Source organism: Streptomyces zaomyceticus (assembly GCF_014656215.1).
Lineage (GTDB): Bacteria > Actinomycetota > Actinomycetes > Streptomycetales > Streptomycetaceae > Streptomyces > Streptomyces zaomyceticus.
In genome coordinates this window covers 170,726-185,165 of the sequence record NZ_BNBZ01000002.1, presented here as the reverse complement: position 1 = coordinate 185,165, position 14,440 = coordinate 170,726, and the positions used below count along the sequence as shown (strand labels likewise).

General features: G+C 73.4%; 13 protein-coding genes. 6 read left to right on the top strand and 7 right to left on the bottom strand.

The features are described from left to right. Positions 1-81 precede the first annotated feature (81 nt). Both IE311_RS03690 and IE311_RS03685 read right to left on the bottom strand, forming a co-directional pair. A complete protein-coding gene (locus IE311_RS03690) occupies positions 82-804 on the bottom strand; it encodes a TetR/AcrR family transcriptional regulator (RefSeq protein ID WP_189830059.1) in 723 nt (240 codons plus the stop codon). A 16-nt stretch (positions 805-820) separates the two neighbouring features. After that, positions 821-2,530, bottom strand: coding sequence for an FAD-dependent monooxygenase (locus IE311_RS03685; RefSeq protein WP_229901698.1), 1,710 nt, complete (start codon positions 2,528-2,530; stop codon positions 821-823). Between the two features lie 332 nt (positions 2,531-2,862). Here IE311_RS03685 and IE311_RS03680 point away from each other — a divergent pair, with 332 nt between their 5' ends. The 6 genes from IE311_RS03680 (at position 2,863) to IE311_RS03655 (ending at position 9,246) form a co-directional block, all read left to right on the top strand. After that, positions 2,863-3,504: a LamG domain-containing protein gene (locus tag IE311_RS03680; RefSeq protein ID WP_229901737.1), complete on the top strand. Its 642-nt coding sequence runs from the start codon at positions 2,863-2,865 to the stop codon at positions 3,502-3,504. Positions 3,505-3,773: 269 nt separating this feature from the next. Next, positions 3,774-4,511 carry a hypothetical protein gene (locus IE311_RS03675; RefSeq protein ID WP_189830058.1) on the top strand — a complete coding sequence of 246 codons (738 nt, stop codon included), beginning with the start codon at positions 3,774-3,776 and terminating at the stop codon, positions 4,509-4,511. A gap of 301 nt (positions 4,512-4,812) precedes the next feature. After that, entirely contained in the window at positions 4,813-5,853 is a 1,041-nt protein-coding gene (gene argC, locus IE311_RS03670) for an N-acetyl-gamma-glutamyl-phosphate reductase (protein WP_189830057.1), read from the top strand. Then, on the top strand, positions 5,850-7,001 hold the full coding sequence (argJ, locus tag IE311_RS03665; RefSeq protein WP_189830056.1) for a bifunctional glutamate N-acetyltransferase/amino-acid acetyltransferase ArgJ: 1,152 nt from the start codon (positions 5,850-5,852) through the stop codon (positions 6,999-7,001). Before argC ends, argJ begins: the two co-directional genes overlap by 4 nt. A gap of 17 nt (positions 7,002-7,018) precedes the next feature. Next, complete coding sequence (gene argB, locus IE311_RS03660; protein WP_229901697.1) at positions 7,019-7,978, top strand: acetylglutamate kinase; 960 nt, start codon at positions 7,019-7,021, stop codon at positions 7,976-7,978. After that, on the top strand, positions 7,975-9,246 hold the full coding sequence (locus tag IE311_RS03655) for an acetylornithine transaminase (protein WP_189830055.1): 1,272 nt from the start codon (positions 7,975-7,977) through the stop codon (positions 9,244-9,246). The genes argB and IE311_RS03655 overlap by 4 nt, the downstream gene beginning before the upstream one ends. An 82-nt stretch (positions 9,247-9,328) precedes the next feature. Here the strand turns inward: IE311_RS03655 and IE311_RS03650 are convergent, their stop codons facing one another. From IE311_RS03650 to IE311_RS03630, 5 genes are all read right to left on the bottom strand, one after another. Further along, positions 9,329-9,556, bottom strand: coding sequence for a hypothetical protein (locus IE311_RS03650; RefSeq protein WP_189830054.1), 228 nt, complete (start codon positions 9,554-9,556; stop codon positions 9,329-9,331). Continuing rightward, a complete protein-coding gene (locus tag IE311_RS03645; RefSeq protein ID WP_189830053.1) occupies positions 9,553-11,127 on the bottom strand; it encodes an amidohydrolase in 1,575 nt (524 codons plus the stop codon). Before IE311_RS03645 ends, IE311_RS03650 begins: the two co-directional genes overlap by 4 nt. 67 nt (positions 11,128-11,194) lie before the next feature. Beyond that, complete coding sequence (locus tag IE311_RS03640) at positions 11,195-12,121, bottom strand: ABC transporter ATP-binding protein (RefSeq protein WP_229901696.1); 927 nt, start codon at positions 12,119-12,121, stop codon at positions 11,195-11,197. Continuing rightward, a complete protein-coding gene (locus IE311_RS03635; protein ID WP_189830052.1) occupies positions 12,118-13,248 on the bottom strand; it encodes a FecCD family ABC transporter permease in 1,131 nt (376 codons plus the stop codon). The genes IE311_RS03640 and IE311_RS03635 overlap by 4 nt, the downstream gene beginning before the upstream one ends. Beyond that, entirely contained in the window at positions 13,245-14,342 is a 1,098-nt protein-coding gene (locus IE311_RS03630) for a FecCD family ABC transporter permease (protein ID WP_189830051.1), read from the bottom strand. Before IE311_RS03630 ends, IE311_RS03635 begins: the two co-directional genes overlap by 4 nt. Between the last annotated feature and the right edge of the window lie 98 nt (positions 14,343-14,440).

Genomic DNA, 14,440 nt, shown 5'->3' with positions numbered 1-14,440 from the left:
GGGCGAGTCCGTGAACTTCCGCGCCAGGGACAGCCCGTGCTCGCCCGGAGGAATCTCGCGACAGCAGGTCGGCGCGGCCCGTCACGTCCGGACGAGCGGTGCCAGGCCCTGGACGAGCAGAGTGAGGCCGAACTCGAACTCCTCGTCGACGGCGACGGAGGTGAGCGACCGGGCGGCCCGGAGGAGGGAGGGGTACGCGTCCGGATCGAGCCCGCCGTAGAAGGCGGCGAGTTCGGCGGCGTGGTCGGGGGTGGTGGCGGGGCCGCGCTGTTGGGCGGTGAAGCCGATCACGTAGTGCGTGACCGCGGTGAAGGCACGGGCGGCCAGGCCGGCCGGAAGGCCGTGCGCCAGGAGCGCGCCCAGCACGCGCTCGCGCCGGTCGAGACCGTGAGGGCCGACGGGGACGTACGCCATGAGCAGGGGCAGGGTGTGCGGGTGGCGGCTCAGGGTGGCGTGGAACCGCCGGGCCGTGACCGTGAGGGCCTCGCGCCAGTCGGTGGTGTCGGCGAGCGCGTCGAGGTCGACCTCGCCCAGGACGCGGTCGACGACGTACGCCAGGATCTCGTCCTTGCCGTCGAAGTGGCGGTAGAGGGTGGCCGTGCCGGAGTTGAGGGCCTCAGCGAGCATGCGCAGGGAGAACGCCTGGGTGCCGTGCTCGTCGACGAGGCGCAGGGCCGTGCCCACGATGTGCGCGGTGTCGAGCGAGGGGCGGCCCCGCCGGGGTTCGGCGGGGGCGGAGCGGGAGGGTGCGGGGCGTGCGGCCCACCAGGCGGGGCTGCCGGGAGGTGGCGGGGTGGCGGCCATGCGGTGGGGCCCTCTCTCACGGTGCCGGGTCGCCTCCGTCCTGATCCCGCACGGGGTGCACGACGGACTTCGGTGGTGCGGTGACACCGTACCGGTCGGGGGTCGGCAGACCATTCACGGGTGACTGCACCGGAGAGACGCCGCCGGCGGGCGTCGCGGCGGATTCGGCAGATCGGGCGGCCCCGGCGCATTCGTGGGAAGCGCCTCGGCCGTCGGCCGTGTCCCCGGTGCGCGCGGGATGCCCGATGTGACCCACGTAGCCGTCCGGACGGATCAGCAGGACCGTGTCCTCGGTGATTCCGTACGCCGTGAGGAGGGCGGCCTCGCGCGGCGTACGGGGTGTGGTGTGCGTCAGCACGGTGTGGCGGCGCAGCGGCACCCCGGTGCGCGGCCAGTCGAGGCGGTCCACGGCGACGGCGGCGCGGGCGCCGAACGCCAGGGCGGTGAAGTGCGGGCCTCGGTAGAGGTCGAAGAGGCGCCGGGCCGGGCCGGTGTCCTCGGGCAGGGCGGCGTCGGGGGCGCGGTCGCCACAGCGGAGGGTGGCGGTCCGGGGCGCGCCGGCGGGGGCGAGCGGTCCGCCGAAGTAGGAGATGCCGAGCTGGTGTTCGTCGGGGCCCCGGGTGAGCCCGCCGGGACGGGTGCGGCGCAGTCCTTCGTACAGCTCGGTGGAGCGTCCGAGGACCTGTGCGGCGACCGGGCGCCGCTCGTGCTCGTAGCTGTCCAGGAGTGCGTCGTCGGCCCCCGCGAGGACCTGCTGGAGCTTCCAGCCGAGGTTGTGGGCGTCCTGGACCCCGGTGTTGAGGCCCTGCGCCCCGGCGGGGGTGTGGACGTGGGCGGCGTCGCCGCAGAGCAGCAGCCTGCGGTCCCGGTAGCGCTCGGCGAGGCGGATGTTGGGGCGGAAGACCGAGGACCAGCTGATGTCGCGCGGGGTGAGGGAGGGGCCGACACGGCGGCGCAGGAGGGCGGTGAGGGCGGTCGCGGTGAGGTCGGCGGGGTCGCCGGGGCGGATGCGGATCATGATCTGGAAGCGGTTGCCGGGGCCGGGCAGGGGGCAGGCCGCGACGCTTCGGCCCCGGGGGCGGGGCCAGATGTGCCAGTGGTCGCGGGAGAGGCCGTCGACGCGGGCGTCCACGAGGATCGTCCGGTCGGTCTCGTCGGTGCTGCCCTCGAAGGCGATGCCCGCGGCCCTGCGGACGGTGCTGGAGCCGCCGTCGGCGCCCACGACGTACCGGCTCCTCAGCAGTCGGCCGTCCTCCAGGCGCACCGTGCACCCCTGCTCGTCCTGGGTGATCCCGACGGCGCGGGCGCCGAAGTCGACATGGACCCCGAGGCGTTCGACGGCGTCGTGGAGGAGGGCGGTGGTGGCGTACTGGGGGAGCAGGAGGACGTCGGGGTAGGGGGTGCCGATGGTCTCCGGGGCGGTGGCGTGCATGCGCCAGGCCTTGGTGAAGGGGCCGAGGTGGAGACCCATCGGGGGGTAGGCGCCGCCGGCCGCGCGGGCGGCGTCGGCCAGGCCCAGGTCGTCGAGGACTTCCAGGGTGCGGGGCTGGATGCCCTTGGCGCGCGAGCCCTCGAACCGCCGCGCGTCGCGTTCCACCAGGCGTACCGCGAGTCCTCGACGGGCCAGGTCGAGGGTGAGGGCGAGACCGACGGGTCCCGCGCCGATGACGGTGACGGCGGCGTCGACCGGTGTCTCCGCCCTGCCCGTGTCGTTCGATTCCGGCATGTCCGAGACTCCTCGCCGTCCCCCGGGTGCGCGCCCACCGCGCCCACCACGTTTTATGGATACACCGTAGCCGAAAATGTGGAGGGGTGGCGTGCGCGCCGGATTCCGGCCGCCGCGGAAAGGGCATGCGCACCCGATACGGCTCCTGTGACGACTTGTCGCCACATGGCGTCATTCCCGTGCGGCCTGGGCAGGTTACGGACATCGCTCGTGGGCGGCACCTGCCCGCGGGAAAGGAGCGTGCCGTGCTGTCCGACTTCTTCGACCGACTCCTGAGGCGCGGCAGCGGTTCCCCCGCGGGGACCGGAGCAGGTCCAGTGCGCCGGGGGACCCTGGTGTTCGACGCGGACTTCTCGTCCGAGGAACAGTGGATCGCGGGCCGCTCCTGGGCCTATCCCCACGGGGGCCCCACCAACCCCGGCGACAACAAGCTCGACCACCTCGTGGCGGACCCCTCGTACAGCAGGACCGGGGTGTTCCGGGCGACCCGCCGGCCCGACGGAAACTGGAACGCCGGACTGCTCACGACGGAGGGCAGCCCGCAGGGCTTCCTGGTGCGGGCGGGTGACGTGCTGGAGGCGCGGGTGCGGCTGCCCGTGGAGACGGGCGCGTGGCCGGCGATCTGGACCTGGCTCGACGGCGGGCAGGAGATCGACATCTTCGAGTACCACCCCGACAACCCGGACCTCCTGGAGCTGTCGAACCGGGTGCGGGGGCGCCACCTCTACTTCCGGAACCCGGCCGTCCGGCCTGGCGCGTGGGTCGACTTCCGGGTCGAGCTCGGCGCCCGGAGCGTGGTGTGGTGGGTCAACGGCGCGCGGGTGTTCGACGACCGGCGGGGGGTGGGGCGTTCCTGGCGGGCCCACCTCATCGTGAACCTCTCGGTGTGCGCCGGCCGCTACCACCCCGCGCCCGCGCCCGGGACGTCGGAGATGTCGTACGAGGTGGCGGAGTTGCGCGTGTACCGGGGCTGACGCGCGCACCGGGGCTGCCGGGTGTGGCCGGAACCGACCGGCGCACCGGGGCCGACGGGCAAGCGGCCGGTGCAGTGTGGTGCTGTGCGGTGCGAACGGCGATCCGCGGGAAGGTCCGGTCGTCCCGGGTCCGCGCCTCCCCTCGCAGCTCGGGCGACGCGCGCGACGGAGGGGGGATGCGGGCCTCGGGGGAACGGGCGTTGCGTAGGCTCGAACAGAGCGTTCCGCGCACGCGCACCGCGCCGCCCGTACGACGAGGAGGACCTCCCATGAACACCGCCGACGAGGGACGGCAGAGGCTCGACGCGGCCAGCGTCCTCAACGCCAAGAGCACGCTCCTCCAGCTGCTCGCCCGCGGAGGGGTCTACACCGGCGACGCGGAGGAGCTCATCGGGCTCGTGGAGGCCGGCGCCCTCGCCGGCGCGTACACGGAGATGGGGGCGACCCCGGGCCCGCGGACCGCTCCCGGCGAGAAGGGCGAGTCGTACGCGGCCGGCTGGTCGGACGGCGCCCTGGCCGTCGTCGAGGAACTCGGCGTGCTCGCCGAGCGGGCACTGGTCCGCGCCGTCGCCTCCGGACCCTCGGCCGAATCCCCCGACGAGCCCTCCCCCGTCAGAAGGGCGGAGATGGAACGGGCCAAGGTGGCGATCACACCGCTCTACCTCTCGTTCGCCGAGGTCTCCGACCTCGACCCGGAGGTGACCGACCAGGTGCTCGGGGCCGTCCTCCGCACGATGAGCCCACGACAGCGGGCCGGATATCCGGGGCGGCTGACCGCGTTCACCGAGGCCCACCACACCCATCTGGAGCGGCTGTACGCGGAGTACGGTCCGGGCAGCGCGATCGCGATCCACGGCCGCTACTCCCTCGTCCACTCCCCCACCAGCGTCGCCGTCCTCGAACGCCTCGCCGCGACGCCTTCGGCGCTGCACGAGGAGTGGGACGCGGCCGAGCTCCCTCCCGCGTGGCTGGACGGCCTGACGACGGCGTGGAGCTCCCCCTCCTGACCGCCCGACCCGGACCGCCCGACCGCCCGACCGGCGCGCCGGACCGCGTGACGATCCGGCCCTGGCTCTCGTGACCATCCGTCGCCGCCCGCCCGACCGGCGGGCCGGCGGTCGACAGGTCTCTCCAACTCGACCCACCCGTTGACCAGTTGCGAGCGTTCGCCCCGCGGGCGCGCGACATCGTAGCGATTCCGCACCAGAAATACTTAGGTTAGGCTAAGTTAAGTTTCGGTGCGCCGACTTGGGGTGTGTCGACCTGGGTACGCACCACGTCCCCACTCACCAGGAGAGACGGAAGAACATGACCTTGCGGGTCGCGGTGGCCGGAGCCAGTGGGTACGCCGGCGGGGAGATCCTCCGCCTGCTCGCCTCCCATCCCGGCGTCGAAGTCGGTGTCCTGGCCGCACACAGCAGTGCCGGGCTCACGCTCGGCCAGGTACAACCGCAGCTGACCTCACTCGCCGACCGGGTGCTGACGGAGACGTCGGCGACGACGCTCGACGGGCACGACGTGGTGTTCCTGGCCCTGCCCCACGGACAGTCGGGGGCACTCGCGGCACAGCTGGGCGGCGACACCCTGATCGTCGACTGCGGGGCCGACTTCCGATTGCGCGACCCGGGCGAGTGGAAACGCTTCTACGGCACCGAGCACGCCGGCACCTGGCCGTACGGACTCCCCGAGATGCCCGGCGCGCGGGACGAGTTGAAGGGCACCGACCGCATCGCCGTACCGGGCTGCTACCCGACCGCGGTCACCCTCGCCCTCGCCCCCGCGCACGCCGCCCGTCTGGTGGAACCCGAAGTGGTCGTCGTGGCGGCCAGCGGGACCTCGGGGGCGGGCCGCGCGGCCAAGCCCCATCTGCTGGGCTCCGAGGTGATGGGGTCGATGACTCCGTACGGCGTGGGTGGCGGCCACCGGCACACCCCCGAGATCACCCAGAACCTGTCCCTGGTGGCGGGCGAACCGGTGACCGTGTCGTTCACCCCGACCCTCGCGCCCATGCCCCGCGGCATCCTCGCCACCTGCTCCGCCCGCCTGCGCCCGCACGTGGCGGCCGACAGCGGTCTCGGCGAGGTCCGCGAGGTGTTCGAGGCCGCCTACGCCGACGAACCGTTCGTCCGGCTGCTACCGCAGGGCCAGTGGCCGTCCACGGCCTCGGTGCTCGGGTCCAACACGGTGCAGGTGCAGGTGGCCCTCGATCCGGCCGCCCGCCGCCTCGTCTGTGTGAGCGCCGTCGACAACCTGACGAAGGGCACCGCCGGTGGAGCGGTGCAGAGCATGAATGTCGCCCTCGGCCTGCCCGAAGGGCTCGGCCTGCCCATGAATGGAGTGGCTCCGTGACCGTGACCGCCGCCCGAGGATTCCTCGCCAGCGGGGTGACCGCCGGCATCAAGACGTCCGGCGATCCCGATCTCGCCCTGGTGGTGAACCGGGGCCCCGCACCGGCCGCCGCGGGAGTCTTCACCTCCAACCGGATCCAGGCGGCTCCGGTCCGCTGGTCCCGGCGGGCCCTCGCCCGCGGCAACGTCTCCGCCGTCGTCCTGAACTCCGGTGGCGCCAACGCGTGCACCGGACCGGCCGGCGCCGAGGACGCGCGGACCATGGCCGAACGGACAGCTCTCGCCGTCGGGGTGGCCCCGGACGACGTGGCCGTCTGCTCCACCGGGCTCATCGGTGTGCCGCTGCCCATGGACCGGGTCGTGGACGGGATCGAGTTCGCCGCGCGGCGGCTCACCGCCGACGGCGGCCGGGAAGCCGCCGTGGCGATCAAGACGACGGACTCCGTCCACAAGACCGCGGTCGTGACCCGGTCCGGCTGGACCGTCGGCGGTATGGCGAAGGGCGCGGGCATGCTCGCGCCCGGTCTCGCCACGATGCTCGTGGTCCTCACCACCGACGCCGTGGCCGACGGACCGCTGCTCGACTCCGCCCTGCGCGCGGCCGTACGGACCACGTTCGACCGGGTGGACTCGGACGGCTGCATGTCGACGAACGACACCGTCCTGCTGCTGGCCTCGGGCGCCTCCGGCGTGACCCCGGAGGACGGGGAGCTCACCGACGCGGTGCACGCCGTCTGCCTCGACCTGGCACGGCAGTTGATCGCGGACGCCGAGGGCGCGTCGAAGGAGATCGAGGTGGCGGTCGTCGGCGCCGCGTCCGAGGAGGACGCCGTGACCGTCGGCCGCTCGGTGGCCAGGAACAACCTCCTCAAGTGCGCGCTGCACGGCGAGGACCCCAACTGGGGCCGGGTGCTCTCGGCGATCGGCACCACCGACGCGGCCTTCGACCCCGACGGGCTCGACGTGGCCATCAACGGCGTCTGGGTCTGCCGGGACGGCGCGGCCGGGGAGCCGCGCGAGAAGGTCGACATGTCGGGCCGCCGGATCACCGTCACGGTGGACCTGCGCGCCGGACAGTCGTCGGCGGAGATCTGGACCAACGACCTGACGGCCGAGTACGTGCACGAGAACAGCGCCTACAGCTCATGAGCGGAGGGGGAACAGGGATGAGCACACCCATGGCGGCGCGACCGACTTCCCTCGGGCAGTCCGTCGGACAGCCCGTCGACCGGACCGTCGTGGCCCCCGTGGACCTGCCCGCCCGGGACGTCCCGTGGTCGGAGGAGCTCCAGGGCAGGACCGTCGTCCTCAAGTGCGGGGGCAGCACCCTGGTCGACCCGGCTCTGCGCCGGTCGTTCGCCCAGGACGTCGTCGAGCTGTGGCACGCGGGCCTGCACCCGGTCGTGGTGCACGGCGGCGGTCCCCAGATCAGCTCGATGCTCGACCGCCTCGCCCTGGAGGTCCGCTTCGAGGCGGGCATGCGGGTGACCACGCCGGAGGCCATGGACGTGGTCCGTATGGTGCTCACCGGACAGGTGCAGCGGGACCTCGTCGGCGCCATCAACGCCCACGGGCCCTTCGCCGTCGGCATGTCGGGCGAGGACGCCCACACGCTGACCGCCGAACGCCGCCCGGCCTGGGTGGACGGCCGGCCCGTCGACATCGGGCTCGTCGGCGACATCGTGACCGTGGCCCCGGACACCGTACGGAACCTCCTCGCCGGGGGCCGTATCCCGGTCGTCTCCCCCGTCGCGCGCGGCACCGACGGGCAGGTCTACAACGTGAACGCCGACCTCGCGGCCTCGGCGCTCGCCGTCGCCCTCGGCGCGGACCGGCTCGTGATGCTCACGGACGTCCCCGGGCTCTACGCGAACTGGCCGCACACCACCGAGGTCGTCCCGCGACTGACCGCGGGCGAACTGGACGCGCTGCTGCCCCGGCTCAAGGGCGGGATGCTGCCCAAGATGGAGGGCTGCCTGCGCGCGGTCCGGTCGGGGGTCGGGCGCGTCCACGTCCTCGACGGACGGACGCCGCACGCAGTCCTCCGGGGTGTCCTCACCGAGGAGAACCCCGGCACCACGGTCCTGCCCGACGCCGTGCGGGACGAAGAGGAGAGCACCGCATGACCCTTCCCGCCCCCGCCCCCGCGCAGGCACCGGCTCCGGCGCCCGCCCCGGGACCGACGCCGTCCCCGGCCCGGGTCCCCGCTCCCGCCCCCGCCGCACCCCCGCTCGCGGACCGCTGGCGTGCCGTGATGATGGACACCTACGGCACTCCCCCGCTGGCCCTGGTCCGCGGTGAGGGCTGCACGGTCTGGGACGAATCCGGTCGCGCGTACACGGACTTCACCGGCGGCATCGCGGTCAACACCCTCGGCCACGCCCATCCCGCGGTGGTCGCCGCCGTCACCGACCAGGTCGCGCGGCTCGGCCATGTCTCCAACCTCTTCGTCGCCGAGCCGCCGGTGGCCCTGGCGGAACGGCTGCTCGGGCTCCTCGGCCGACCGGGCCGGGTGTTCTTCTCCAACTCCGGTGCGGAGGCGGTCGAGGCGGCCTTCAAGGCCGTGCGCCGGACCGGACGCACCCGGGTCGTCGCGATGGACGGAGGCTTCCACGGCCGCACCATGGGCGCCCTGGCGCTCACGGGCCAGCCGGCGAAGCGCGAGCCCTTCCTGCCCCTGCCCGGCGAGGTGACACACGTGCCCTTCGGGGACGCCGAAGCCCTGCGCGCGGCCGTCCGCGAGGACACGGCGGCGGTGTTCGTCGAACCCGTGCAGGGGGAGGCGGGGGTGATCCCCGCACCCGACGGTTATCTGCGGGCAGCCCGGGACATCACCCGCGCCACGGGGAGTCTGCTCGTCCTCGACGAGGTGCAGACCGGGATCGGGCGCACCGGGCACTGGTTCGCGCATCAGGCGGAGACGGGTGTGGACCCGGACCTGGTGACCCTGGCCAAGGGACTGGGCGGCGGTCTGCCGATCGGGGCCACGGTGGCGTTCGGCGCCGCGGCAGAGCTGCTCGGCCCCGGCCAGCACGGTTCCACCTTCGGTGGCAATCCGGTGGCCTGCGCGGCCGGTTCGGCCGTCCTGGAGACCATCGCGGCGGAGGGGATCCTGGAGCACACCGTCCGCACGGGTGCGTTGCTCCGGTCGCGGGTGGAGGAGCTCGGGCATCCGCTGGTGGCCGGGGTACGGGGCGCGGGGCTGTTGCTCGGCGTCGTGCTGACCGAACCGGTCGCCGCCCGGGTCCAGGGGGCGGCGCAGCGGGCCGGGTTCCTCGTCAACGCCGCCGGTCCCACGACCGTGCGGCTGGCTCCGGCGCTGACGGTCTCCGCGCGTCAGGTCGGGGAGCTGGTGGAGGCGCTGCCCGCGATCCTCGACGAGGCGCTCGGCTAGGTGGTCCTCCGGCCCGGGCGGCGCGGGCCCGTTCCCTCCGTACGTACGAGGGCACGGGCCCGCACCGGTCCTCGCCTCGTCGTCAGCCGCAGGCTCGTCCCGGGTACTCCGCGCCCTCCGGTACGCCGGCCTCGCGCATCCGGCGCAGGACCTCGCCGAGGGACGCGTCGTCGACGTACACGGGAAGGTTGAGCTCCCGGTCGAAGACCATGGTGTCCGCGTCCGGGTGCCAGATCACCCATCGGGGCGGTGACGCGGGCGCGCCCCAGAGGGGCGCGAAGGTGTCGAGGTGGTTCTCTCCCGTGCTCACAGGTTCCCCTTCTCGGTGTGCCCGTCCACATAGGTCGCCAGGACCTCGATGTCCCCGATGCGTGAGGTGTCGACGCTCCGGGGGTCGTCGCCGAGGACCACCAGGTCGGCGCGCTTGCCGGGCGCGAGGCTTCCCGCGCTGTCGTCCCAGTGGCAGGCGTACGCGCCCGCGGTCGTGTAGGCGTGCAGGGCCTCGTCGACGGTGATGCCCTCGTCCGGCCCGATCGTCCGGCCGGAGGTGGAGGCGCGTTCCACCATGAACTGGATCGCCCGCAGCGGTGAGCCGTCCGTGACCGGCCGGTCGGAGCTGCCGACGAGGGTGACTCCGTGGTCGAGGAAGCCCCGGCCCCGGTACATCCAGGGCGCCCGGCGCTCCCCCATGACGTCCGCGTAGTCGTCGCCGAAGTAGCGCAGGAAGTTGGGCTGGACCACGGCGGCGACACCGAGCCGCGCGAACCGCGGCAGCTGGTCCGGGCGGATCAGTCCGGCGTGTTCCACGCGGTGCCGGGCGTCCGGCCGGGGCCGGAGCGACTGCGCCCGCTCCAGGGCGTCCAGGGCGAGGTCGGCGGCGCGGTCCCCGATCGCGTGGACGGCGAGCTGCCAGCCGGCGAGGTGGCCGTCGACGACGAGCTCCGCGATCCGCTCGGGGTCGTCCTGGAACTGTCCGGTGTGGGACATGCCCTCGTACGGTTCGGTGAGCGCCGCCGTACGGGCCATCATGCCGCCGTCGGTGTAGATCTTGAGGGCGCCGAGGGAGAGCCAGTCGTCGCCGAAGCCGGTCCGCAGACCGAGGTCGAGGGAGCGCGGGATGCCGTCGTTCCGGTGGGCGGCGAGCGGGCGGAGGGTGTCGCCGGCGGCCATGAGCTGGACGCGGAGCGGCAGTCGGCCCTGGTCCCGCAGGAGTTGGTAGGCGCCGAGTTCGACGGGGCTGTGTCCGAGGAGTCCGCCGCCGATGCCCGCCTCCGCGGCGGCCGTGATCCCTTCGGCGAGGCAGGCGCGGCCGGCGCGTTCGATCGCGTCGGCGAGCTCCTCCTGGGAGTACGGCAGCCGGAGCCGCCGTACGGCGGTCATGGCGCTCTCCGCGAGAAAGCCGTCCTGGTGCGGCACTTCGGCCGGGAGCAGGTCGAGGACGGCGCTGTTGACGACGCAGGCGTGCCCGGAGTCGTGCATGAGGAAGATCTTGTGACCCCGGCTGACGCGGTCGATCTCCGCGGCGGTGAGATGGCGGCCCAGGGCCCGTTGGTCGTATCCGGCGATGTCCACCCAGGTTCCGGGCTCGGCCTTCCGGGAGACGGCCTCCCCGATGACGGCGAGGATGTCCTCGACGCGCTCGCACGGGGCGATGCTCGGGGTGGCGGCCTTCAGGCCCGCCCAGGACAGGTGCACGTGGCTGTCGATGAAGCCGGGCAGCACGGTGGCCCCCTGGAGGTCGACGACCTCGCGGGCGGGGAGCGAGGTCACGGCCGCGTCGAGGCCCACGATCCGTCCCCGCCAGATGCCGAGGTCGTGGGCGACGGGGTGGTCCGGGTCCATGGTGAGAATGCGCGCGTTCGTCAGCCTCGTACAGAGCATGGGCAGTCCGTTCCGGTCGCTGTCGATGGGGCCGTCACCGTCGCTGTCGCGCTCGATGCCGGCGGCGTCAGGAGGTCTTGGCCATCGCCGGGTCGTGATCGGCCCCGTCGGCGGGTACGTCCCCCGTGTCGGTGTCGCCGGTCGTCGCCTCGGACGTCGCCTCGGACGTCGCCTCGGCGGGCGCGTACCACCTGGGTGCCGCGGGCACCATCAGCGGTGTTCCCGTCTCGGGGTCGGGGATGATCCGGCAGGGCAGCCCGAAGACGTCCTCGACCAGCTCGGCCGTCATGACCGTCCTGGGGTCGCCCTCGGCGGCGATGACGCCGCCCGGACGCATGACGATCAGATGGGTGGCGTAGCGGCAGGCCTGGTTGAGGTCGTGCAGGACCGCGACGACCGTGTGGCCCTTGTGGGCGTGGAGTTCGGCGCACAGGTCGAGGACCTCGACCTGGTGCGCGATGTCGAGGTACGTGGTCGGTTCGTCGAGCAGCAGGATCGAGGTCTGCTGGGCGAGGACCATGGAGAGCCAGACCCGCTGCCGCTGGCCGCCCGACAGGTCGTCGACGGGCCGGTCGGCGAGTTCCAGGACACCGGTCTGGCGCATGGCGTCGACGACGGCGTTCTCGTCCTCGGCGGACCACTGCTTCAGGATGCCCTGGTGGGGGTACCGGCCGCGGGCCACGAGGTCGCCGACCGTGATGCCGCCGGGCGCGGTCGACGTCTGCGGGAGCAGCCCGAGCCGGCGGGCGACCTCGCGGGAGCGGTACGAGGCGATGGCGGCGCCGTCGAGGTAGACCTGTCCCGCGCGCGGCTTGAGCATCCGGGCGAGGGCGGTGAGCAGGGTGGACTTGCCGCAGGCGTTGGGCCCGATGATCACCGTGAAGGAGTGGTCGGGGATGTCGACGGTGAGTTCGGTCGCCACCGTCCGCTGGTCGTAGGAGAGCGTGAGGCCTTCGGCGCGCAGGCGGGAGGCCGGACGGTTCGTTGCTGTCATGCGCGGCTCTTTCGCGACTCGGTGACCAGTAGCCAGATGAGGTAGAGCCCGCCGACGCAGCCGGTCGCGGTGCCCACCGGGAGAAGCGCGGGGGCGAAGAGGCGCTGCACGGCGAGGTCGCTCAGGGCGAGCATGACCGCGCCCATGAGGGCGGACGGCAGCAGCGCGGGCCCGGACGATCCGGTGATCCTGCGGGCCACCTGAGGGGCGGCCAGGGCGATGAACCAGATGGGGCCGGTGACGGCGGTGGCGAACGCCGCCAGGGCGACGCTGATCACGAGCAGCGTGGTCCGGGTGCGGGACACGTCGACGCCGAGGGCCATGGCGGTGGTGTCGCCCATCTCGACCATGGAGAGGCGGCGGGAGAGGAGGAAGGCGAGGGGCAGCAGCACGGCGACGGCGATGCCGATGGCCTGGGCGTGCGTCCAGAGCCGGTTGCCCAGGCTGCCGATCAGCCAGGCCTGCGCCTCCAGGGCCTCCTGGAAGGTGGCCCGGGTGATCAGGTACGAGTTGACGGCGAGGAGCAGGGAGCTGACGCCGATGCCGACGACGACCAGCCGGAAGCCCTGGATTCCCCGGCCGAGCATGAGGAGGTGGACGGCGAGGGCGGTGGCGAGGCCGCCGACCAGCGCGCCGAGCGCGATCTGCGTCATGCTGCCGTGCAGCACGACGATGACGACGAGCGCGCCCACGGCGGAGCCGTTGGTGAAGCCGATGATGTCGGGGCTGCCCAGGGGGTTGCCCGTGATGCTCTGCAGGATGGCCCCGCTGACGGCGAGGGCCGCGCCGACGCAGAGCGCGGTCACGAGGCGCGGCATCCGCAGGGTGTTGACGACGAAGTCGGCGATGCCGGATCCCTCGCCGGTGAGCGCCTTGAGGACCTCACCGACGGAGAGGTCGAAGTCGCCGGTGGTCAGGGTGACGCCGGCGACGGCGACGAGGGCGACGACGAGGGCCGTGGTGACGGCGACGGTCCGGCCCTGGACGCGCAGGGAGAGGCCTCCGGAGCGGGTACGGACGACCCGGCCGCTGATGACCCGGGGGCGGCCGGGGGCGGCCGCGGATCCGGGCGGCTTCCCGGGCGCCGGGTCGGGCGCGGAGGCCTTCGCCTCCCGTACGGCAGTCACAGCATGACCAGCTTTCGGCGTCGGCACAGGGCGATGAACAGGGGGGCTCCGATGAACGCCATGACGATGCCGACCTGCACCTCGCCGGGGGCTCCGAGCACCCGGCCGAGGATGTCCGAGCCGATGAGGAGGACGGGGGCGATCAGCATCGAGTACGCGAACACCCACCGCTGGTCGGGGCCGACGACGAAGCGGGCGATGTGCGGCACGGCGAGGCCCACGAAGCCGATCGGCCCGGCGGCGGCGGTGGCGGCTCCGCACAGGAGCATCACGGCGACGGCGCCGAGGGCGCGGGTCCGGCCGACGTTCACCCCGAGGGCCCGGCCCATCTGGTCGCCCATGGCCAGGGCGTTGAGCGAGGGGGCGAGGACGAGGGCGACGAGGAGGCCGACGCCGATGAACGGGAGGGCCATCAGGACGATGTCGTGGTAGCGGCCCGCGAGGGAGCCGACGGTCCAGAAGCGGAACTGGTCGAAGGCCCTCGGGTTGAGCAGCAGGATCGCCCAGTTGAAGGCGTACAGGACGGCGGTCACCGCGGCGCCTGCGACGACGAGCCGCTCGGGGGAGGCGAGTTTCCGTCCGGAGGAGCCGAGCAGATGGACGCCGACGGACGCGGCGGCGGCGCCGGCGAGGGCGAACCACACGTAGCCGAGCGGCGCCGCGACACCGAAGAAGGCGATGGCGATCACCACACCGGCGGAGGCGCCCAGGTTGACGCCGAGCATGCCGGGGTCGGCGAGCGGGTTGCGCGTCAGGGCCTGCATCAGGGCGCCGGCGAGGCCGAGCGCGGTGCCGACGAGGAGGCCGAGGAGCGTCCGGGGGATGCGGTAGTCGTGGATGATCACCGACGTCTCCGAACCGTCCGGGTTCCACAGGACGTTCCAGGTGGCGGTGAACGGAATGCCGCGGGTGCCCACCCAGATGCTGAGGAGCCCGACCAGGACGAGCGTGGCGAGGCCGACGACCAGTCCCAGTCCCCGGAACGCGGCCCCGGTACGGCCCGAGCCGCGCGCGCCGGGACCCGTGGTCCTGTCCGCGGGCCGCTCCTGGGCCCGCTGTCCCTGTACCACCCGGGATTCGACGGACAACGACAACTCCCCCTGGAGGCGGTACAGATGTACACGGGAACCTGGCGGCGCGAGACCGAAGGATCACGACTTAGGTGAGGCTAACCGAACCGTGTCGTGCGGTC